Origin of the sequence: Rodentibacter heidelbergensis (genome assembly GCF_002000125.1) — a bacterium.
GTDB classification, from domain to species: Bacteria; Pseudomonadota; Gammaproteobacteria; order Enterobacterales; family Pasteurellaceae; genus Rodentibacter; species Rodentibacter heidelbergensis.
Map to the genome: position 1 here is coordinate 39115 of NZ_MLHH01000012.1, position 21401 is coordinate 60515.

Genomic DNA, 21401 nt, shown 5'->3' on the forward strand with positions numbered 1-21401 from the left:
AATCTCCCCCCTGCCCCCCTCTTTATAAAAGAGGGGGGGATCATGGCGTAAGTTGATATGTCATTGATATTGTTAGATTTAACAGGACAAATAATCACCATTGCCCGCAATATAAATTAGCCACCTAAAAAATCTTTCAATATTCCCGCCGTAAACTCTTTTCGCAAATAAAAACCTAAGGGTAAGGTGTCCACCACTTCGCCATGTTTTCCAATGCCTTTCGTGATGGCTTTACTGTTTGCGCCTTTGGGGCGTAATTGCATCACTTCCCCGATACGGGCGGTAATTTCATTTAGGCGACCTAGAGTGATATAGTCCATTAACTCTTCCCAATCCTGCTTTAATTGGCGTTCTTGCTCCGGGCTGGGCTGCCATAAAATCGGTGAACCAATATGGCGATCACGCAAAGCAATATGTCGGCTTCCTTCAATGGGTATCCAAAGCACACAAGATAATTTATGGCGAACGTGGGAATTCTCCCATTGCACACCGGAATTTTGTATCAAAGGTGCAAGGCTAACAAAGGTGGTTTCCAACGGGAAACCTTGTTCATTAATCGGTAAGGTTTTAAGCTCCACGCCTAAATGGGCAAAATCTTGCTCCGCTTTACTGCCCGCATTCGCACCTAATGCCCGTTCTAAAAGCATCCCTACCCAGCCTTTATCACGTTTCAAATCTGGGGGAACCGGTATCCCCAAAGTATCGGCAAGCTCACCAAAGGTTAAACCGGCGATAGATTGTGCCTGCTCAAGAAGTTGCGTTAAAGTTTGTGGGATCATTGACGATATTTCTTGAAAAAACGGGGTTTCGTGTCTTCCGTTCCTTTATCAATATAAGGAATTTTTTCTAATTGAAGTAAAAAGCATTTTGCGGCAAGTCCGCCACCAAAACCGGTTAAGGTTTTATCTTTGCCTAAAATACGGTGGCATGGAATGATAATACTAATCGGGTTACTTCCCACGGCCCCACCTGCGGCTCGCACCGCTTTCGGGTTACCTATCATTTTGGCTAATTCGCCATAGCTTGAGGTTTCTCCGTAGCCAATTTGTCGTAATGCCTGCCAAATGGCTTGCTGAAATGCCGTTCCCTCTGTTTTCAGAGGAATGTCCACAAATGTTTCCGCCTCACCGTTAAAATAACGATCAAATGCCAACCGCACTTTTTGAAAAACAGGCAGATGATCTTCTTCCCGCCATTTTGGGTTTGGCTCAAACTGCTCTTTTTCAAAATCAATGTGCGTGATCTGTTCACCATCAGATAGGATCAACAGTTTTCCCACCGGGGAAGAATAATAAGTGTAATAAAGTGCGGTCATTTTTAGCCTCATTTTCTATAAAAAAAGCGTACCGAAGTACGCTTTATTATGCAGAATTTTCTGCTGATTAGAAACTATAATTTAAATTTAAACCGTAGAGGTTTGCCGTGGCTTCAGAGGTGTAATCTGCTTTGATTGTTGCAATTCCACGCACATCTTGTGTTTCACTAAAGCGTAATTTTTTACCCCGTAAATGGGCAAAACCAGCATCAATTGAGAAATTTGGGGTGACTTTATAGGTTACCCCCACACTGTACCAAGTACGATCCGTATCAGGAATTGACGCACTGGCATAAATCCGTTCTGCTGCCGCCTCATCATAAGCAATACCGGCTCGAACCGTGAGTTTATCATTCACATCATAAGTTGCACCCAACGCAATACGGGAATTACTCCGGTAATTCTCATCTTTGTGGAAAGCCACTTCACCTGTGTTATAGGTGGCATGTAATGATTTCAATCGGCTCCAACGGGTATATTTATAGCTATAATGCATCGCAAAACGATCGGTCAATTGGTGGAAACCTGAAAATTCTAAATAATCCGGTAAATGTAATGTTAAGCCACCTTCTCCGGCTTCTTCACCCCTAATTGCTCGGGTTGCACTCACCGCATTACGATCTTTAAAATCAATATCGATTTTAGAATGGTAGGCTAAACCAATGCGGTTGCGTTCATTAAATTCATATAACAAACCCGCATTCCACCCAAAGCCCCAAGCACTTCTATCTTGCAAATGGGTCAATACGGTTTCTTTCTCTAGTCCTTGAAGTCGCCCTAATGATGCAGCAGCGGTTGGTGAAATACGCCCAGCAGCAACTAACCCCGGAACTAACGGTGCGGCATTTTGCACTGCCGTGCTTAAAATACCGGCACGACGCTGAATTTCAGCTTTTGCATAAACCGCATTTACCCCAAAACCGGCACTCAACCCCTGGCTAACACGATAAGATCCGCTTAAATTAAGATTAATCGCCGTCAAATCTGTTTTACCACCGAACACACCGGCATCATAGTCATTGCTGTATTCACTTTTTAAACCAAAATTGACATTCATTCCCCCACCCACAGCAAACTTATCGTTAATCGGTGAAACAAAGTACATATTTGGAATAAGCGAACCGGGTACAACACTTTTTTGAGAAGCAGAACCTTGTGCGATCGTACGCCCAAAAGCTGTCACGGTGACAGGGCCGCTCATGTTGATTTTAGAATCCACATAAACGCCACCAATGGAAAACTGATTGCTTTTAAACATACTCATCAATGCCGGGTTCGTTGCCACGACTGAGGCATTATCTGCTATCGCAGCTTCCCCCGCATAAGCACGACCTAAACCGGAAGTGGATACTTCTGCAAGTTGAAATGCTGCACCATGTGCACTGCTGACTCCAAACAACATAACAGTTGCTAATAAAGATAGATTAAATTTTTTCATTGAAAAACCTTTAGTTATTTATGGTTATTATTTGTGATTTATTCAAATAAATCACGGAATTCTAGAACTACATTTAATCTACTGCAAATCGATTTTATTTTCTCACATTGAGGTCAGACCAGTGGAGCCATCTTATTTGAAATGCTAAAATACGGTCAATTTTATTTCAAAATAAGGATGAATTATGAGCGTAAAATGCAAAGCAGAAGAATCATTAACTTGTAGCTGTGTCGATGTGGGCGCTATTATTGACGGCTCAGACCGCACTGTTAATGTTGAGCAAATTTATGCCACCCAAACAGAAGCAGAACAAGCTCTCGCCCGTTTAACGGAAAAGGCACGCAAAACAGAAAGTGACCCTTGTGAAATTGTGAGCGAAATATCACCTGTTGAAGGTGGGGCTCAATTAAAGGCAAGCTTTACCTTTAGTTGCCAAGCTGAAGCGATGATCTTTGAATTAGCCAATCGTTAAAAAACCTCTACTATCAGACCGCACTTTTACTTTTATAAAGTGCGGTCTTTTTTTCCTATAAAATCTATCGCAAACGTTTGCCTAACCTGATACAATCCACGCCGATTTTTCATTTAATTACTATGGGAAAAACATTGTGAGCAAACCATCATTAAGCTACAAAGATGCCGGCGTTGATATTAATGCAGGCAATGAACTTGTCGAACAAATCAAACCTCACGTTAAACGCACGACCCGTCCGGAAGTGATTGGGGGCTTGGGCGGCTTCGGTGCATTATGTGCTATTCCAAGCAAATATAAAGAGCCTATTTTGGTTTCGGGTACTGACGGTGTTGGAACAAAATTACGCTTAGCTATTGATTTGAAAAAACACGACACCATTGGCATCGATTTAGTGGCAATGTGCGTCAATGACTTAGTCGTACAAGGTGCCGAACCCTTGTTTTTCCTAGATTATTATGCCACCGGAAAATTAGAAGTCGATGTGGCAGCCGATGTGGTGAAAGGCATTGCAGAAGGTTGTGTACAATCAGGCTGTGCCTTGGTCGGCGGTGAAACAGCCGAAATGCCGGGAATGTATCACGAAGGCGATTATGATTTAGCCGGTTTTTGTGTCGGTGTCGTCGAGAAAGCCGACATCATTGACGGCAGCCAAGTGCGTAGCGGTGATGCGTTAATTGCGCTAGGCTCAAGTGGTCCTCATTCAAATGGTTATTCTTTAATCCGTAAAGTGATTGAGGTGTCAGGTGTGAATCCGGCAACCGAACAATTAGCCGGCAAACCGCTAAGCGAACAAGTGCTTGCACCCACTAAAATTTATGTGAAATCCGTTTTATCTCTGATTAAACAAACGGATGTGCACGCCATTGCTCACCTTACCGGTGGCGGTTTTTGGGAAAATATTCCACGAGTATTGCCGAAAAATACCAAAGCGGTAATTGATGAAAAAAGTTGGCAATGGCAGCCTATTTTCAAATGGTTACAGGAACAAGGTAATATTTCCACTTATGAAATGTATCGCACCTTTAACTGTGGTGTAGGTATGGTCATTGCTCTTCCTCAAAATCAGGTGGAAACCGCATTAGCCCTTTTAAAACAAGCCGGTGAAAATGCGTGGCTTATCGGGCATATTGAACAAGCGACTGATGGCGAAGCGCAGGTTGTCATTCAATAATTTCTGTTCAGGCGAATGAAAATTCGCCTTTCTTTTCTCTCTTTTTAGGATCTTTATGAAAAAAATTGCTGTTCTGATTTCAGGGCAAGGAAATAATCTCCAAGCGATCATCGATGCCTGCGAAAAAGGGTTTATCCCAGCCCAAATAGCCTGTGTCGTCAGTAATAAAGCAGAGGCTTTTGGGCTTGAACGGGCGAAAAGTGCGGTCATTCCTACGGGTGTTTTTTTACGTCAAAATTTCATGAGCAATCAAGAAATGGATCACCACATTGGGGATTATTTAGAAAGTGCGGGGGTTGATCTGATCGTGCTTGCCGGCTATATGAAAATTTTAACCTCAGATTTCGTCCAACGTTTTAATGGGAAAATTATTAATATTCATCCGTCCTTATTACCTAAATACCCGGGGCTAAACACTTATCAGCGTGCATTCGATGCAGGTGACCGAGAACATGGTACAACGGTGCATTTTGTCAATGAAGAAGTGGATGGCGGTGCGATTATTTTACAAGCCAAAGTGCCGATTTTCCCTGATGACAATGTAGAAGACATTGAATTACGCACGAGAGAGCAAGAATATCGTATTTACCCGATGGTCATTAAATGGTTTGTAGAAGATCGTTTAACCCTCAAAGAAGGTATTGCCTATTTAGATGAAAAGCCTCTACCCAAACAAGGTTATGCTTGTGAGTAAAAGAAAGGCGATGATATTATCATCGCCTTTTTGCTAAACAGAGGAAGATTCGTTATTAGAAACGATACGCAATACCTGCGAAGAACACAAATGGATCCAATTTAAGTTTCACTTCGTGTTCGTAACCTGCTGGTAAGTTAGCCAATGACTCTACAGCCGGCACTTTAAATTTCGCGGTGGTTTTAATGCGGGTGTACCACATTGCAGTGTTCAAATAAACATTATCAGTTAATTTAATATCAATACCCGCATTCACAACCGGTGCAAAAGAATGTTTTTTCACATTCACATCAGTAATTAACGGATTTGTTGATTTGGCATTAAAGAAACGTGTGTAGTTTAAACCCACACCAAGATATGGACGAGAACCTGCATCTTTATCCAAGAAATAATATTGTAAATAGAGGCTTGGAGGTAACTGTTTAACTTTTACTACATCACCTAAATTATCACCAACAGCACCACCTGTTAAAGTGTTTAATCCTGGTACATTTGCTTTCACTTTATGTGAGAATGGGGTTGCCGCTAATAATTCTAAACCGATATTATCAGTGAACATATAAGTACCGGTTAAACCTAATTGCGCATTATCACTCACTTCTAAATTAACTGGCACTGCTGTTTTTGTTGTTGATTCAGAATTTGCTGATACAAACACTCCACCGGCACGCAAAATCACATCGCCTGCTTGGTGAGCATTGGCCATACCTGTGAATAACGCAGCAGTTAAACCTAACGCAAGTGCTGTTTTTTTCATATTGAACTCCTTAAGTCTGATATTTGAATGATAACCATAAAAAGACTATGGCTATTTGCGATTCGTAATATACTCCATATTAAGTAGTAATTCTGTGATCTAGTTCAAGTTTTTACAAAATAATAGAATTATTTATCCACAATGACCGCACTTTTCTTTGAGAACCTAAAATCGCCAAATTTGTCTTATATCAAAAAACAGAATTTTTAGATAAGATAAATGGCACTGGCCTATAAACAAGGTATAATTGCGCCATTTTTAACAAGAGAAAATCGAATGAAAATTAACTTTACACAAGTTTTACAAGATAGTTGGAATTTTTTCCGTAATCAAAAAAAAATCATGTTTCAATTTGTCGCCATTCTCTTTATGGTACAAGTTTTTAGTGTGTTATTAAGCCCTTCAATCGTTTCAACAGAGGGCGGAGTGAGTGCCGATACCCTTCCCCAATTTATGGAAGAAAATGCCTCAAGCATTACCTTTTCTTTTTTAATCACGCAATTAGTGACCACCTTTATTGCCTCTTGGGGATTAATGACGATCTCTCAAATCAGCCAACAAAATCACCGCACTTTAGCCCAAAGTTTTCAAGCCACCCTGCCACGATTTTTTGGGGTGGTTATTTTAGATTTAATTGCGATTACGCCGATATTACTGGGTTTATTTGAAATCCTTGCAGCGGTGTTAACGAAAACCTCCCCCTCAATCATCTCACTGGCGGCAATTATCCTCGGGATAGGATTTTTTATCCGTTTAAATTTATCCACCACCCACTATTTAACGACGCAAGATAACATCGGGCAAAGCCTGAGAAAAATTTGGTTACAAGGAAAACATCAAAAAACCGCCTTATTGATTTATGCTTTACTTGTTTACTTTGTGACCCCTATTTTAATTTTTCAGCTCTCCGCTATTTTCAATCACCTCATTTTTAGTGTGTTAGTGAGTATTTTCGCCGCCGCATTAAATATCTTCATGCAGGTGGTCACTTATCGTTTTTACAGCTTGTTTATGAAAGAGGCATAAATGAAACAATTACTTGAATTCATTCCGCTGATCCTATTTTTCATCACCTACAAACTCAGCGGTGTGCGTGATGCCGCCATCGTTTTAGTGCTAGCAACCCTTGTGCAAATGCTCCTTCTGAAATGGAAATATGGCGGTATCGAAAAACAACAAAAAATCATGGCGGGCGCAGTGGTTTTTTTCGGCCTTTTAACCGCCTATTTCAATGAATTGCGTTATTTACAATGGAAAGTCACCATTGTGAATGCGCTTTTTGCCATGATATTGCTTGTGGCCCAATTTCAGTTCAAAACACCTTTAATCAAAAAATTATTGGGTAAAGAAATTAAACTGCCTGAAAAGGCTTGGAATCGCCTCAACCTCGGTTGGGCTATCTTCTTTATTATTTGTATGTTGGTGAATATTTATATTAGCCACAATATGTCGGAAGAAGCCTGGGTGGATTTTAAATCCTTCGGTTTAATTGGTATGACACTCATTGCCACCCTTATTTCCGGGGTTTATATTTATCAATATTTGCCCAAAGATGAACAAAACAACCATAAAGACAAGGGGAACTCATGACCTCAAATTTTATTGATAAAAACGGACGCCAATCAAAAGGCGTACTTTTGCTCCGCACGCTTGCTATGCCGTCGGACACCAATGCAAATGGCGATATTTTTGGTGGTTGGATTATGTCGCAAATGGATATGGGGGGGGCGATTTTAGCCAAAGAAATTGCCCATGGACGGGTGGTAACCGTAGCGGTAGAAAGCATGAATTTCATCAAACCCATTTCCGTGGGTGATGTGGTATGTTGCTACGGTCAGTGCTTAAAAATCGGCCGTTCATCCATTCAGATTAAAGTCGAAGTCTGGGTGAAAAAAGTCGCCAGTGAGCCTATTGGCGAACGCTATTGTGTAACCGATGCGGTATTCACCTTTGTTGCGGTGGATAACCAAGGCAAATCCCGTGCTATCCCACGAGAAAACAATGAGGAGCTGGAAAAAGCCCTCGCCTCTATTCAAGAATATGAAAACCAACAAACTCACAATATTTAAAGGAGAAAACCATGTATTACGTTATTTTTGCCCAAGATATTCCCGGCACCCTTGAAAAACGCCTTGCGGTGCGTGAACAGCATTTGGCCCGTTTAAAACAGTTACAAGCAGAAGATCGCTTACTGACCGCCGGTCCTAACCCTGCAGTTGATGATGAAAACCCGGGAGAGGCCGGCTTTACCGGTTCAACCGTCATTGCCCAATTTGACAGCCTCGCTGCCGCTAAAGATTGGGCTGCACAAGATCCCTATGTCGAAGCGGGGGTTTATGGTGAGGTCATCGTAAAACCCTTTAAAAAAGTCTTCTAAGGGAACTTATCGACAAAAAAGCGAATCTAAGGGTTCGCTTTTTTGTTAACTTATTGCCAATCGCCCCTAGCCCCTCTTTTCTAAAAAAGGGGATTATATTGTGAATGGACTTGATTAACTTTGTTATAAATAAACGTTATTTAAGGTTAAGATTAGTCCCCCTCTTTAGCAAAGAGGGGCGAGGGGAGATTTGATAAAAAATAAAGCATAAATTAGGAACAATAATGAAAAAACGCACTGTCATTTCTTTCATCATTCTCACCGCACTTTCTCTTCCGATCAACGCAAATACTAATAGGAATAATCCCCAAAATAGACCAACCATTAATCTTGTAGAAGAACAGTTGAAATGGCAAGCAAACCAACATGCAAAAGAATTAAAACACCTTGAACAGCGGGCAACCTTTTTGCAATTTGAGGCTTTAGTGAAAAGTGCGGTAAAAAATCAGCGTGTTTTTGAAAACCGTTCTGTCTTTTTATCATTACTGCATGCTTTGGCGGGTTATCCATTACAAACGGATGCTTGGTTTACCTATTTTGACAGCCAAATCAACTCGGTGACACAAAACACACCATTAACAGAAGTGATGGCATTAAAAAAAGAGATTGAGGATTATATTGCCCAACATCCTCGACATTTTTTCCGCTCCCGTTTAGAACAGCATATTCTGACGCTACTGAATAACAGTGGCGCCGAACAATTGGTGGACTATGCCAAAAAACTCCCCCCCGCAAGCTTAGAAATGCAACTGGCAGTATTAAATCGGGAATATCAGATTGTTCAACAATCCTCATCATCTCCCTCCCAAGAAGCGGAAATTTTGAACCGTTTTGAAGCCCTTTGGCTTAATCATGGTGAAGTTGCCCAACAGTCCGAGCTATGGCAAAAATGGTATGCGAAAGGAGGGCGAACCACAGATAAAATTTATCAAAAAGCAGAAAAGTTATTCAGTCAAAATGATGCCAAAGGCTTGGCTTTGCTGGCAGGCGAACTGGATCATCTCGATAATGTAAAAGAAGATCCGAGCATTTTAGCCAATTTACAACGCTACATAGATTTACTCAACAATCCGGCTAATTTCAATGCCTTTGCAGAAGCCTTGCCTGATAGGGATGAAGAGAAAATCCAACATCAATTTGCGATCATACAAGGCTTTTCCCGTTATTTACGCACCCTACCCGAAAATAAAGAAAATCCGGATTTTACCCCTTATCTACAATGGGCAAAAAATTGGCAACTGAATGAGGCTCAACTTCGTGATTGGAAAATCGCTTTTCTCAACCGTTTTTTCGATAACCCATCTTCCCAGTTTCAACAATGGCGTGATGCTGAACTCTTAACGTTAAAGGCCGATAATCTAATTGAGCGCCGTTTGAGAATGGCAATTTGGCAAAAAACCGATCTCATGCCTTGGCTCAATGCCCTTTCACCAGAGGGAAAAGCAAAACAAGAATGGCGTTATTGGCGGGCCAAAAGCGATCAACAAAAAACACAAGAAATATTAACCGCACTTTCCAAAGAACGTGGGTTTTATCCGATGTTAGCTCAAGCTATGCTCAATCCTCAACATCGTGGTGCGGATTATCGTGTTGAACGCAATCCCTCACTCATCAATGAAAGCCTTATTAAGTCCTATCAGCATGAGCTAGCGGAAATCGCCGAACTTCGCCAATTGGAGCGTTTTGGGGCGGCCAAACAACGTTGGCGTTTTTTACTCGACAATCTTCCTGATACAGAAAAACAAGCACAGCAAATTGCACTCAGCGAATATGCCAATCAACAAGGCTGGTTTGATTTAGGGGTGGACGGCTCGATTATGGCAAAAGCATGGGATCACATCGCCCTACGCTTACCTAATGCTTATCAAGATTATTTTGATATGGCATTAATGCCCTCTTCCATAAAAAGGGAACATGCCATAACCAAAACCTTTGCTATGGCAATTGCCCGTCAAGAAAGCGCTTGGAATCCAATGGCACAATCTTCTGCGAACGCACGAGGATTAATGCAACTTTTACCGAGCACAGCCAAAGCCACCGCCGATAACAATCAATTGCCTTATCAAACGGAAAGGGATTTGTTCAAACCATTGAATAATATTTTGCTTGGTACGGCACATTTGAATGAGCTTAATGAGAAATATCCGAATAATCGGATCCTTATTGCAGCAGCTTACAATGCCGGGGCAAGTCGGGTGGAAAAATGGTTGGCAAGAGCGGGGGGAAAATTGACGATGGATGAATTTATCGCCTCCATCCCTTTTTTTGAAACCCGTGGTTATGTACAAAATGTGTTGGCTTATGATTTTTATTACCAGCTCTTGCAACACAAAGAAAATCCACAAACCTTTAGCCAGGAAGAATTCGATCGGCTATACTAAGCGCACTAGTTTAATAGTATAGGATAATACTCATGTATATCAGTCGCAATTTAGATCAATGGCAGGCTTTCCTTGCCATGTTACAAACCGCTTTTGAACAAGGCAAAGCACAGGATTTATTAACCTTACTTCTCACCGCAGACGAACGTGATGCCGTGGGACTACGGTTACAAATTGTCTCCCAGCTATTAGACAAAAATTTATCTCAGCGTGAAATCCAACAAAATCTGAATACCAGTGCTGCCACCATTACGCGTGGCTCGAATATGATCAAAACCATGGATCCGAATTTTATGGAATGGGTAAAAGCACAACTTGATCGCCTTGAAAAAAACTAAGCAAATTTTAACCGCACTTTTACGGTTACTCAGCCTAAAATGGTGGAAGAAAAATTGGCAACCCATTGCACTGCGATTTTTCTTCGCCATTTTTGCCTTTATCCTTTTTTTCCGCTTTGTACCCGTGCCTTTTTCCTCTTATATGGTTCAGCAACAAGTGGGACATTGGCTTCAAGGCGATTTCCATTATCGGGCAAAATCCACTTGGGTCAGCCTTGAAAAAATTTCCCCCAATATGCAACTTGCGGTGATTAGCGCAGAAGATCAAAAATTCCCCTCTCACTTTGGTTTTGATTTCACGGCTATCCAAAAAGCCTTTAAATATAACGAAAAATCAACACGCCAAATTCGGGGCGGCTCGACCATTTCTCAGCAAACGGCTAAAAATTTAATGCTATGGCATGGACAAAGTTGGCTCCGTAAAGGATTAGAAGTGCCTGCCACGCTGTTATTGGAACTCGGCTGGTCTAAAAAGCGAATTTTAGAAGTCTATCTCAATATTGCGGAATTTGGCGAAGGGATTTTTGGTGTGGAAGCGGCAAGCCGTTTTTACTTTAATAAATCTGCAAAAAATTTAACTCAATCCGAAGCCGCATTGCTGGCCGCCGTTTTACCCAACCCCATCATTTACCAAGTCAACAAGCCCAGTGCCTGGGTACGCAAAAAACAGCAATGGATTATCAGACAAATGAGAAACCTAGGGATAAATTATTTAAAACGATTAGATTAAAAAAAGTGCGGTTCATCTTGATCTGACCGCACTTTTTATTAGAAATTAAGCTTTTAGGTTCGCACGTTTTACCATCACAAAAGATAGGCTAAATGCCACAATAAAAGAAATAGCCATACCAATGCTATACATTGCAAGACTATCCGGTTTGATTGATGGCACACCTAAAAAACCTGCCGCCCCTAAGGCAATGGCTTTAACATTAAAGAATGCGATGAACGCACTTGCCAAACCTGAACCAATCATTGCCGCAAAGAACGCTTGGCGATAACGTAGGTTCACACCAAACATGGCAGGCTCGGTAATCCCTAACAACGCAGAAATCCCGGAAGGCACGGCCAAACCACGCACTTTTGGATCTTTCAATGCTAATGCCACGCCTAAACAAGCGGCCCCTTGTGCAATGTTCGACATCGCCGCAATTGGGAAAATAAAGGTTCCGCCGGTGTGTGCCACATCCGCTAATAATTGGGTTTCTACCGCAATAAAGGTTTGGTGCATACCGGTGATCACAATCGGCGCATAGAATGTCCCGAAAATCGCGCCGCCTACAAAACCAAGGGTGTCATACAACCAAGTTAAACCGGCTGAAATGAGTGAACCTGCCTCACGACCGAACGGCCCGATCACGGTAAATGCCAAGAAACCGGCAATAAAGAGCGAACATAACGGCGTGATAAGATTATCTAAATAAGAAGGCACAAATTTACGGAAGTTTTTTTCTAATGTGGCTAACACCCAAGCAGAAATAATGGTTGGGATCACCGTTCCTTGATACCCGACTTTCTCAATTTCAAGCCCGAATACATTCCAATATTGAATATTGCCTTCCATTAAGGTTTTCGCATAGTTCCAGCCATCAGCCAAAGCAGGGTGAACTAAAAGCATCCCCAAAGCCGCCCCTAAGAATGGGTTTCCTCCAAATTTACGGGTTGCGGAAAATCCGAGCAAGACGGGTAAAAAGACAAAAGGTGCATTGGCAATCGTATTGATGAAATCCACTAAATCGGACACTTCAGGGTATTTACTAACAACAGAATGACCTTCCCAAAAGAAGCCAACCGAAGTGAGCATGGAATGAATACCCATCAACAAACCGCCTGCTACAATCGCCGGAATAATCGGTACGAAAATATCCGCCAAGCCTTTTACCAAGCGTTGTAATAAACCTTGGTTACCGGCAGCAGCCTCCGCCACCTCGGCTTTGCTTACATCCCCAATTCCCAGTTGCTTGGTTAATTGTTCGTGAACTTTATTCACCGTACCGGAACCGAAGATAATTTGATATTGACCGGCAACAGAAAACTGTCCTTTCACGCCCTCAATATTATCAATTCCCTCTTTATCCACTTTGCTTTCATCGTTTAAAACGATACGCAAACGTGTTGCACAATGTGCCGCTGTGGCAATATTACTTTTACCGCCCAGTTTTTCGATCACTTGTTCAGCAATTTTGGGAAAGTTCATTGATTTCTCCTGCTATAAATGGTTAAAAAATAAAACGGGGTGGATTGTACCCAAATACCTCAATAATCACTAGTCTAAAGAACAAAAAAACCCGCTTTAGAGCAGGTTTTATAAGCAATATATTCCATGTAGCATATTATGTTATGCATGAAAAGATGATGAAATGTTCTTAGAGAAAGAAGCCCCTTTTTTGTTGATACTCAGGCCGGCTAAAATGCAAATGTCCTTGATTGCTTAAAAACTCAGGACGAATTTCCACATCGCTTTTTTCTTTCAACATCTTCTGCGTTTGTTTCAGATAATCTTGAAAATGGGGCTGTTTCTCGATGATGTTGATAGGCCTACAATCCATGATCTAATATTTCCCCTAAATGACTATGGTGATGAGATTCCGAGGAGGGCAACAATTGAACCATTTCGGCATACCGTTTAATCGGTTTTTTATAGGGTTCGTTATACATATCCTACGTCATAGAAACCTGTTGCCAAATTACATTTAAGTATTTTTGGCGTAAATCGGTACAAGTAATTCTGACACAGGAAAGGCGTTATCCAGCCATCACTATCAACTTTTGACATTGAAAGATTTTGATTTTCTAAATTTGAAATAACCTCAAGGGAATCCTGTTTTTTCCCTTTTAATCTATTGAAAATTGATGAAAACATAAATCAATATCCCGTTACATTTTTTTAAAAAGAGTATTGATTTACGTGGTAATCTCAATGAATAAATCACTTTAAATTGAAGAGAAATATTAATCTGTTTTAAGACTTTTAGATAAAATTTTTTAGCTTTTCACAACAATCTTTTTGAGAAAAGCGACTCAATCCTCTTGTCATTATCCTTCTTTAATAAAAGTGATTTCTTGTAAATAGATTTCATATTGCTGAAGAATATCTGCAATAAGTTCATCCTGTTCCAAAGTTTGGATGCTATAGGGGATTTCCGTATTAGTATGCGACGCCATTAGTGTATGTTGCATTTTGTCAGTTTCTGAGTCTAATTGTTCTTTTATTTCAATTTGATAATAAAAATCCTCTGATAAATGGTTACCAATGGTAAAAATTAATTTTTTATGATCTTCTTTAAATTGTTGCTGTAATGTGACAGTTAAATCATAAGTGCCAATTAATAATTGACGCAATTCACGCATGGCTAAAAGTGCGGTCGTTTTTAGCTGTAAAATGGCTTCTTTTTGTTTGGGTTGTTTGAGCAATGATTTTAAACGGGCACGCCAATTTTCACCGGTCCATAGTTCAGAAGATTCTGTTCCATAATACAGCTGATCTAACCGTAATCCTTTTAATAAACTCCATGCCATAATAAACATTAATAAGGCAAAAGGTAGGGAGAAAAAAAGCATACTGGATTGTAGCACTTCAATGCCACCAAAAAGATAAAGCACAAGCGTGACAATCGACATTAAGCCCCCCCAGAAAATTGATTGCCAACGAGGGGAAATTTGACTTTTATCTTTAATAGCGATGTTGTTTAGCGTATAAATCCCAAAATTAATCGTGACAATAAAAAACAACGAAATAATAAAAAGTGCTAATGATTTGGTAAATATGGAATAAGGTAAATAATTCAAAAAATCAAATAATAATGAGCCGATATCATTGATAGATTCTCCTAGTGAACCTTGAGCCTGATGTTGGTTTACCCAAATCGCCCCATTCCCAAAAACGGTGAACCATAAAACAAAAAATAAACTGGGGACGCTTAATACACCGAAGATAAATTCCCGCAATGTTCTGCCACGAGAAATACGGGCAATAAAAATACCGAAACCCGGGGCCCAAGAAAACCACCATGCCCAGTAAAAAATGGTCCAATTGACAAACCAATCTAAATTCTCTGTATCGTAAGCATAGGTTTTAAAACCAGCACTGATTAATCCACTGAGATAAGTGCCAATATTTTCGGTGAAGGCGGAGATCAAATAAACGGTCGGTCCAAGTAATAACACCAATAACATAAAGGATAACGTCACACCAAGGTTCACTTCACTCATAATACGAAGTCCATTAGCAATTCCTTGTCGTGAAATCAAAATGGCAATAATAAACACCCCCAATAAAATTAATGGAACAGCATAAGGTGAGTCGCCCATTAGGTGCATAGAATGAAAGGCAGAGGCTAAACGAATCGCACTGTACCCAAGCGTTGCAACCACGCCAAATAAGGTCGCACAAATGCCGAGTATATCAATGAGATCGCCGGCTTTCCCATTGATTTTTTCTTTCAAGAAAGGATAAAAACAAGCTCGTAAAGACAAAGGCAATTTATATCGAAAGCCAAAATAAGCTATCGCTAATGCAATTAAACCATAAATGGCCCAAGCATTAAGACTCCAGTGGAAAATACTAAAAAATAAAGCGGAATGCACCTCTTCATATTCGCCAATCGGCGATAGAAAATGTGAAAGTGGCTCTGCAACACCAAGGAAAACAATACCTATTCCAATGCCTGATGTGAACAACAAAGCAAACCATGAAGGCAAACTAAACTCTGCTTCTTCTTCATTTGCCCCTAATTTGATATCACCATATCGCCCGAGTGCTAAAAAAAGCAAGAAAAAGAGAAAAAATGCACTCAGTAAAATATAAAACCAACTAAATTGACGAAAAATAAAATCTTTTGCGGCATTTAAATGTTCAATGGCTTGCTGCGTGTCAAACAAAATGGCGGCTATGATGGCAAGGCTCAATAATAAACTTCCGCCAATCACATTCGGGTTAAAGGTGCTTTTTATTTTCATCGTAGTATTTTCAATTCAAAAAAGTGCGGCCAAAAAAAACGATATTTTTGACCGCACTGACAAAAGTGAAAAATTATTCTGCCAATTCTGTTTGTTCGTGTGCCATTAACTCCTGACCTACGTCATCAAGTAGGCTTAAATAGCGTTCATATTGTTTCAACATATCGGCGATCAATTCGTCTTGATCCATATATTGCACATCGTAACCAACACGCCCGTCAAAGAAATAGGTGTAAGGCTCGTAAGTAGTGCTATGCTGAATATGCGGTAGATTTTCATCATTGATGAGCTGTTCAGACACTTCACGCCCCACTGATTTAATCCCATACATAAAATCACGCATCGATTCTTTTTGAATCACTAACTCTACAGCAGGTTCTTCTTGATCAAACAAGGTGATAACTTGCACGCTGAGATTATATTTGCCGATAAGCTCTTGACGTAATTCACGCATTGCCGGTAGTGCAGTGTGTTTTAAGAATCGTAAAATATCTTTTTCCTGTGTTTGGTTCATCATTTGTTCCAAACGTTCTTTCCATTTATCACCCGTCCAGAAAATACTGGTTGGATTTACTTTCGTATCAAAGTATTTTTTATCAGCATTTAATCCTTTCCATAGGCTAAAACACATAATTAACATCAGCACGGCAAAGGGTAAGGCGACCATTAATGTCATTGTCTGCAAATTGGCTAAACCGCCCGATTGCATTAATACTATCGCAACTATCGACATTAATAGCCCCCACATCACCGTCTGCCAGTTAGGTGAGGTAAGGCTTTTATCACGAGAGGCGATATTGTTTAGAACATAAATTCCCGAATCTGCCGAAGTGATAAAAAATAAGGAAATAATAATCAAGCTCACCAAACCACTCACAGTAGATAGAGGTAAATAATCCAAAAATTTAAACAATAGGGTTTCTGGTGATGAAATCATTTGTCCGAGTGCGCCGGCCGCTTTCCCTTCATTTAACCAAATCGCCGTGTTACCAAATACGGTAAACCAAAGGATGCCAAATACACTTGGAATAACCAATACACCAAAAATAAATTCACGGATAGTACGGCCTTTGGAAATACGGGCAATAAACAATCCAACAAAGGGCGCCCATGAACACCACCATGCCCAGTAAAGCACCGTCCAACTACTAAACCAAGTTGTGTGTTCTTGCTCATAGACATAGGTTTTGAAACTCAGTTGAACCAAATTACTAAGGTAAGTACCAATGTTGTCGCTAAATGCAGAAAGCAAATAAAGCGTAGGGCCAACACTCAATACGAAGAGAAGCAATAAAAATGCAAGACCTAAATTTAATTCACTGAGTATTTTTACCCCTTTACCCACACCTGAAATGGCGGAGAAGACCGCCAAGCTCATCACCACAGTAATGACGATCACTTGTAAGCCAAAACTATTTTCACTCACCCAGCCCATTTGGTGTAAACCCGCTCCTAACTGAGAAGCCCCAAAACCGAGCGTGGTGATAATACCGAATAAGGTCGCAAGTAATGCCATAATATCAATGGCATCCCCCATTTTTCCATTGATACGATCTTTTAATAATGGATAAAAACAAGAGCGTAGTGCTAGCGGTAATTTATAACGAAAACCAAAATAAGCGAGAGCTAAGGCAATGGTGCCATAGACCGCCCAAGCATGAATTCCCCAATGGAATAAGGTATGTAACAATGCCTCTTGTTGTCGATGTTCGGTAGATCCACTTGTTATCTCTGAAAGATAATGGGTTAGAGGTTCTGCCACGCCAAAGAACATTAATCCCACCCCCATACCGGCAGCAAACAGCATGGAAAGCCAAGAAAGAAAACCAAATTCCGGTTCTTCCTCATCATTACCCAGTTTGATATTACCCAAGCTACTCACTGATAAAATCAGTAAAAAGCCTAAAAAAATTGAAAATGCTAAGATATAAAACCAGCTAAAATTGGCAAAAATGCCAGCTTTCGCTTGATTTAATAATGCTTGAGTCTGCTCCGGTGCGATTAAAATCATCGCTACCAACAATAAAACAAAAAATAGCGTCAATCCAATCACAAAAGGATTAAATGATGTTCGCTTTTCCATAAATTGAGATAAAGGCAAACTTTTCCCCTTAGACATAACGTCAATAAAATAAAAAAACCTGATTTATTAAAATATTGCCATAAGGCAAAAAAGAACTCTTGGAACCATTCTGTAGAGAGCACATAAAAGTAGGATTTTGACGGAAACATTCAATAAAAATTAAAGTCTGTTTCCCCAAAAAAGAAAGTGGATTCTATCAAAAAATGAACAATGCCTCAAATTAACAGCCTTATATAAACAACGTCTTACGAGTGTCTTTTTGTGCTTGTAATAGGTGAACATATATTGTATCTAGGGGGAAAATAAGGGGGAGAGAGTTAAAACTCCCTCACATTGAAATCTTAATGTGAGGAAACTTTTACCAGTGGGTTTAATCTATCCTGTTTGAAAATCCTTTTTGAGAAAGTCAACCAACAATTCAACTAAAACAGGATAAAACCTTGTTTTTAGCTGTGGTTTTCTTGTTTTTTCTGCAAACTGAGGAAGCCAACTTAATAATACGTTTTGTGCAAACTGTTGTTGATCTTGGTAAGAGCGACTTTCAATCAATTTGATTAAAATGCTTATAAGAATACTGATATGATCGCTTGGTTCATTATAATGCGACCGATTAACTGTTAAACGGTAATGCTCCATCCAGTCATCGACTTCTTTCAAGGCATTCTCTAATGCTTTCCCTTCCAAATAAGCGGATAAATAAGGAATCGCACTTAATGCCCCTTCCAATAAAAAACAATGAGCAAAATCTGCCGCCAGTTCTAGCCTCAAATGAGGTTGTGGACGAAGTGCGGTTTTCATTTCATCAATTTGCCGATGAAAGCCTAATTCCGCTAAAAACTGAAAAAGACTGTCAAAATCTCCCGCTTGGTAATGGGCGATTTGTTCATCGGTCAGCTCACTACTGAGTAGTGAGCCGAACCATTGATAAATAAATTGTCTTTCTTCCTTGCTTAAATCAAGCACTTTCAATTGCTCCGGTGAAGCCATTCGGTTTTGGCGCCTCTCCATGGAATTTTTCGACATTCACTAAGCAAGTATTGGCTGAAACCGCTTGAGCCAGCATTGAACTACCAATATCCAATGTCATGGTATTTGGGTCACCATAAGTATCTATCGCTCCAATTTCTGCACTTTCCGGTGAATACCATGCACCTTCTTGCAAACGAACTACACCACTTGGGAAGTTTTCAGATAAGCAAGCCCCCACTAAAGCCTGACCACGATCATTGAAAACGCGAACCAAATCCCCATGTTGAATACCGAGTCTTTGTGCATCCAGTGGATTCATAAAGAGTGGCTCACGTCCTTGAATACTGTAGGTTTCACGCAAATCTTTCGATTCGCAAAGCTGTGAATGTAAACGTTTATCCGGGTGAGCAGACTGTAACCAAAATGCAAACTGATTTGATTTTGGCCCACCGTGTGAACGCTCTGCTTTTTCAAACCACATTGGATGCCCTTTACAATCTTCATAACCAAAAGAGGCAATTTTATTACTGTAAATTTCGATAAAGCCGGATGGTGTGCCCAGTGCATGAAGTTCCGGATCTTCCCTAAAATCAGCATGACGAACCCAAGGTTTACCTTCTGGGAAAAGCACATAACCTTTTTTCCAAAACTCATCAAATGCCGGCATATCAAATTTACCTTGATTCTCTTTCCGGCAATCTTCATAGAGGCTACGAACCCATTCCATTTCATCCATATTGCGACAATATTCTTTTTCTTTGCCAAAACGGCGACAAAGTTCTTTGAAAATTTCAAAATCAGGACGAGATTGATAAAGGGGATCCACTAATTTCTGCATCGCAATCACCCCTCGATTGCTGTATGAGCCGTAAGCATCGATATCATTCCGCTCAAATGGGGTACAAGCCGGTAATACAATATCTGAGAAACGACAGGTTGCTGTCCAACTATAGTTGATAGATACGATCGTTTCTAATTCACGGAAAGCTTTTTTCATTTTGTTGCGATCGGAGTGTCGATGCCAGTGGTTACAACCGGTGAAAATAGCCATTTTATAGGGGGCGTACACTACTTTATTACCATTATAATTAATGGTTTCACCCGGTTGTAATAAAGAATCCGTCACACGAGCACAAGGTAACACTGAGCTATACCCTTTGTAATCAGTATTATCATATTTCGGTTTTTGATCTTCATCTAAATTTAATGGGAACGCCCCAGGCATGGCCGCCCCTGATTCAGGTACACCGATTGAGCTATAATGGTGAGCATAACTGATCCCCCCACCCGGTAAACCGATTTGCCCGAGCATCGAGGCAAGCACGGCGCCCATCCAGTAAGGTTGTTCGCCATGTTGCTGACGTTGAATAGCCCAACCAAAGATGAGCTGTGTACGCTTACCAGCGAGCATTTTAGCAAATTCACGAATACGCGCTGCACTAACGCCACAAATTTCTGCCGCCCATTCAGGCGTTTTCGCCACTTTATCTTCCGTTTCTCCTAAAAGGTAAGGGAGAAATTTTTCAAAGCCAATCGTGTAAGTATCAATAAATTTTTTATCGTATAAGTTTTGTGTGTAAAGCTCATACGCCAATGCCAACATAAACGGCACATCGGTTTGAGGGTTAATATATTGGCTTTCGCAATTTAAATAATTTTGCGTTTTACTTTTAACCGGATCAATGCTGATAACATTGATTTGCTTATTCGCCACTTTTTCCTTAAGCTGTTCCAAATAGGCGTAGGCTTCGTGGGTTTCACAGTTCCAACCCACTTGTAGGTTTTTCACCGGATCACTTGCCCAAAAGATGATATTTTCACTTTCTTTTAAGATGATTTCCCAAGACGTACCTTGAGAATACACTTCAGTAGAGCCTAACACATAAGGCAAAATAGTTTGCCCTGCTCCGGTTGAATAATCACCTGCGGTACTGACACTATTCCCATGCATACTTACAGCACGAATCATGTGATTTCCACAACTATGGAATTGCCCCGTGGAACGCCAACCGACATTCCCCGTGTGCAATGCCCACGGCCCATAGTTTTGTTGAATACGCTCAAGTTCTTCATAGAAGAAATCCAACGCTTCATCCCATGTAACACGAACAAAACGATTATCACCTCGAGAAGTGCGGTCACTTTTTTCTCGGTTTTTCAGCCAATCTAAGCGCACCATTGGATAGCGGATACGGGCTTCACTGTAAATTAACCCTTTGATACCTTTGATCATTTCAGTAGGGTATTTATCTAATTCAAAAGGCTTAACATCCACTACTCGACCATTTTCCACTTTGGCACGAATCGCCCCCCAGTGAGAGCCGGTGATTTTCCATTGAGTGATATCTTCATTTTCTGCTGTTTTCGCCACAAGCCAGTTTGGCATGGCACAGACTGCACCCATAAGCGACATATTTTTTAAAAATTGACGACGAGTTTGCATA

General features: G+C 40.6%; 20 protein-coding genes. 10 read left to right on the plus strand and 10 right to left on the minus strand.

The genetic code is table 11. The annotated features are described in order from the left end of the window. Window positions 1–116: 116 nt before the first annotated feature. From mutH to BKK48_RS06165, 3 genes are all read right to left on the minus strand, one after another. Window positions 117–779 (minus strand): DNA mismatch repair endonuclease MutH, encoded by a 663-nt coding sequence (gene mutH, locus BKK48_RS06155; protein ID WP_077427269.1) that lies wholly within the window; start codon window positions 777–779, stop codon window positions 117–119. Next, on the minus strand, window positions 776–1315 hold the full coding sequence (locus BKK48_RS06160) for a methylated-DNA--[protein]-cysteine S-methyltransferase (protein WP_077427270.1): 540 nt from the start codon (window positions 1313–1315) through the stop codon (window positions 776–778). The genes mutH and BKK48_RS06160 overlap by 4 nt, the downstream gene beginning before the upstream one ends. A 67-nt stretch (window positions 1316–1382) precedes the next feature. After that, window positions 1383–2753 carry a porin gene (locus BKK48_RS06165; RefSeq protein ID WP_077427271.1) on the minus strand — a complete coding sequence of 457 codons (1371 nt, stop codon included), beginning with the start codon at window positions 2751–2753 and terminating at the stop codon, window positions 1383–1385. 184 nt (window positions 2754–2937) lie between these two features. Between BKK48_RS06165 and BKK48_RS06170 the strand changes: the two genes are divergently transcribed. The 3 genes from BKK48_RS06170 (at window position 2938) to purN (ending at window position 5093) form a co-directional block, all read left to right on the plus strand. After that, a complete protein-coding gene (locus BKK48_RS06170) occupies window positions 2938–3225 on the plus strand; it encodes a YfcZ/YiiS family protein (RefSeq protein ID WP_077427272.1) in 288 nt (95 codons plus the stop codon). Window positions 3226–3361: 136 nt separating this feature from the next. Further along, window positions 3362–4399 carry a phosphoribosylformylglycinamidine cyclo-ligase gene (gene purM / locus BKK48_RS06175; protein ID WP_077427273.1) on the plus strand — a complete coding sequence of 346 codons (1038 nt, stop codon included), beginning with the start codon at window positions 3362–3364 and terminating at the stop codon, window positions 4397–4399. A 55-nt stretch (window positions 4400–4454) separates the two neighbouring features. Beyond that, window positions 4455–5093 (plus strand): phosphoribosylglycinamide formyltransferase, encoded by a 639-nt coding sequence (gene purN, locus BKK48_RS06180; protein WP_077427274.1) that lies wholly within the window; start codon window positions 4455–4457, stop codon window positions 5091–5093. Between the two features lie 55 nt (window positions 5094–5148). Here purN and BKK48_RS06185 read toward each other — a convergent pair whose 3' ends face one another. Further along, entirely contained in the window at window positions 5149–5850 is a 702-nt protein-coding gene (locus BKK48_RS06185; protein WP_077427275.1) for an OmpW/AlkL family protein, read from the minus strand. A 276-nt stretch (window positions 5851–6126) separates the two neighbouring features. On the opposite strand from BKK48_RS06185, the gene BKK48_RS06190 reads away from it, so the two are divergent. The 7 genes from BKK48_RS06190 (at window position 6127) to mtgA (ending at window position 11676) form a co-directional block, all read left to right on the plus strand. Next, window positions 6127–6876, plus strand: coding sequence for a hypothetical protein (locus BKK48_RS06190; RefSeq protein ID WP_077427357.1), 750 nt, complete (start codon window positions 6127–6129; stop codon window positions 6874–6876). Further along, complete coding sequence (locus BKK48_RS06195; RefSeq protein ID WP_077427276.1) at window positions 6877–7440, plus strand: septation protein A; 564 nt, start codon at window positions 6877–6879, stop codon at window positions 7438–7440. Beyond that, on the plus strand, window positions 7437–7919 hold the full coding sequence (gene yciA / locus BKK48_RS06200) for an acyl-CoA thioester hydrolase YciA (RefSeq protein ID WP_077427277.1): 483 nt from the start codon (window positions 7437–7439) through the stop codon (window positions 7917–7919). Before BKK48_RS06195 ends, yciA begins: the two co-directional genes overlap by 4 nt. An 11-nt stretch (window positions 7920–7930) precedes the next feature. Beyond that, window positions 7931–8227 carry a YciI family protein gene (locus tag BKK48_RS06205; RefSeq protein ID WP_077427278.1) on the plus strand — a complete coding sequence of 99 codons (297 nt, stop codon included), beginning with the start codon at window positions 7931–7933 and terminating at the stop codon, window positions 8225–8227. 224 nt (window positions 8228–8451) lie between these two features. Further along, a complete protein-coding gene (locus tag BKK48_RS06210; protein WP_077427279.1) occupies window positions 8452–10608 on the plus strand; it encodes a transglycosylase SLT domain-containing protein in 2157 nt (718 codons plus the stop codon). Window positions 10609–10640: 32 nt separating this feature from the next. Continuing rightward, a complete protein-coding gene (gene trpR / locus BKK48_RS06215; RefSeq protein WP_077427280.1) occupies window positions 10641–10946 on the plus strand; it encodes a trp operon repressor in 306 nt (101 codons plus the stop codon). After that, complete coding sequence (gene mtgA, locus BKK48_RS06220; RefSeq protein WP_077427281.1) at window positions 10933–11676, plus strand: monofunctional biosynthetic peptidoglycan transglycosylase; 744 nt, start codon at window positions 10933–10935, stop codon at window positions 11674–11676. The genes trpR and mtgA overlap by 14 nt, the downstream gene beginning before the upstream one ends. Window positions 11677–11721: 45 nt before the next feature. Here mtgA and BKK48_RS06225 read toward each other — a convergent pair whose 3' ends face one another. The 6 genes from BKK48_RS06225 to torA all read right to left on the minus strand — a co-directional run bounded on the left by BKK48_RS06225 (window position 11722) and on the right by torA (window position 21400). Continuing rightward, the gene (locus BKK48_RS06225) at window positions 11722–13143 is read right to left on the minus strand and encodes a sucrose-specific PTS transporter subunit IIBC (RefSeq protein WP_077427282.1); all 1422 of its coding nucleotides are present in this window, start codon (window positions 13141–13143) and stop codon (window positions 11722–11724) included. Between the two features lie 341 nt (window positions 13144–13484). Further along, entirely contained in the window at window positions 13485–13604 is a 120-nt protein-coding gene (locus tag BKK48_RS10145; RefSeq protein ID WP_341860656.1) for a TraI domain-containing protein, read from the minus strand. Window positions 13605–13982: 378 nt separating this feature from the next. Then, the gene (locus BKK48_RS06240) at window positions 13983–15905 is read right to left on the minus strand and encodes a BCCT family transporter (RefSeq protein ID WP_077427284.1); all 1923 of its coding nucleotides are present in this window, start codon (window positions 15903–15905) and stop codon (window positions 13983–13985) included. A gap of 73 nt (window positions 15906–15978) precedes the next feature. Then, a complete protein-coding gene (locus BKK48_RS06245) occupies window positions 15979–18006 on the minus strand; it encodes a BCCT family transporter (protein WP_077427285.1) in 2028 nt (675 codons plus the stop codon). Between the two features lie 357 nt (window positions 18007–18363). Beyond that, complete coding sequence (gene torD, locus BKK48_RS06250) at window positions 18364–18996, minus strand: molecular chaperone TorD (RefSeq protein WP_244154876.1); 633 nt, start codon at window positions 18994–18996, stop codon at window positions 18364–18366. Next, entirely contained in the window at window positions 18944–21400 is a 2457-nt protein-coding gene (gene torA, locus BKK48_RS06255; RefSeq protein ID WP_077427287.1) for a trimethylamine-N-oxide reductase TorA, read from the minus strand. Before torA ends, torD begins: the two co-directional genes overlap by 53 nt. Window position 21401: the final 1 nt, after the last annotated feature.

What these genes read in the sequence shown, in the direction of transcription:
- mutH (WP_077427269.1), bottom strand. Translation starts at nt 779, where the DNA reads ATGATCCCACAAACTTTAACGCAACTTCTTGAGCAGGCACAATCTATC.
- BKK48_RS06160 (WP_077427270.1), bottom strand. Translation starts at nt 1,315, where the DNA reads ATGACCGCACTTTATTACACTTATTATTCTTCCCCGGTGGGAAAACTG.
- BKK48_RS06165 (WP_077427271.1), bottom strand. Translation starts at nt 2,753, where the DNA reads ATGAAAAAATTTAATCTATCTTTATTAGCAACTGTTATGTTGTTTGGA.
- BKK48_RS06170 (WP_077427272.1), top strand. Translation starts at nt 2,938, where the DNA reads ATGAGCGTAAAATGCAAAGCAGAAGAATCATTAACTTGTAGCTGTGTC.
- purN (WP_077427274.1), top strand. Translation starts at nt 4,455, where the DNA reads ATGAAAAAAATTGCTGTTCTGATTTCAGGGCAAGGAAATAATCTCCAA.
- BKK48_RS06185 (WP_077427275.1), bottom strand. Translation starts at nt 5,850, where the DNA reads ATGAAAAAAACAGCACTTGCGTTAGGTTTAACTGCTGCGTTATTCACA.
- BKK48_RS06190 (WP_077427357.1), top strand. Translation starts at nt 6,127, where the DNA reads ATGAAAATTAACTTTACACAAGTTTTACAAGATAGTTGGAATTTTTTC.
- BKK48_RS06195 (WP_077427276.1), top strand. Translation starts at nt 6,877, where the DNA reads ATGAAACAATTACTTGAATTCATTCCGCTGATCCTATTTTTCATCACC.
- yciA (WP_077427277.1), top strand. Translation starts at nt 7,437, where the DNA reads ATGACCTCAAATTTTATTGATAAAAACGGACGCCAATCAAAAGGCGTA.
- BKK48_RS06205 (WP_077427278.1), top strand. Translation starts at nt 7,931, where the DNA reads ATGTATTACGTTATTTTTGCCCAAGATATTCCCGGCACCCTTGAAAAA.
- BKK48_RS06210 (WP_077427279.1), top strand. Translation starts at nt 8,452, where the DNA reads ATGAAAAAACGCACTGTCATTTCTTTCATCATTCTCACCGCACTTTCT.
- trpR (WP_077427280.1), top strand. Translation starts at nt 10,641, where the DNA reads ATGTATATCAGTCGCAATTTAGATCAATGGCAGGCTTTCCTTGCCATG.
- BKK48_RS06225 (WP_077427282.1), bottom strand. Translation starts at nt 13,143, where the DNA reads ATGAACTTTCCCAAAATTGCTGAACAAGTGATCGAAAAACTGGGCGGT.
- BKK48_RS10145 (WP_341860656.1), bottom strand. Translation starts at nt 13,604, where the DNA reads ATGTATAACGAACCCTATAAAAAACCGATTAAACGGTATGCCGAAATG.
- BKK48_RS06240 (WP_077427284.1), bottom strand. Translation starts at nt 15,905, where the DNA reads ATGAAAATAAAAAGCACCTTTAACCCGAATGTGATTGGCGGAAGTTTA.
- torD (WP_244154876.1), bottom strand. Translation starts at nt 18,996, where the DNA reads ATGGAGAGGCGCCAAAACCGAATGGCTTCACCGGAGCAATTGAAAGTG.
- torA (WP_077427287.1), bottom strand. Translation starts at nt 21,400, where the DNA reads ATGCAAACTCGTCGTCAATTTTTAAAAAATATGTCGCTTATGGGTGCA.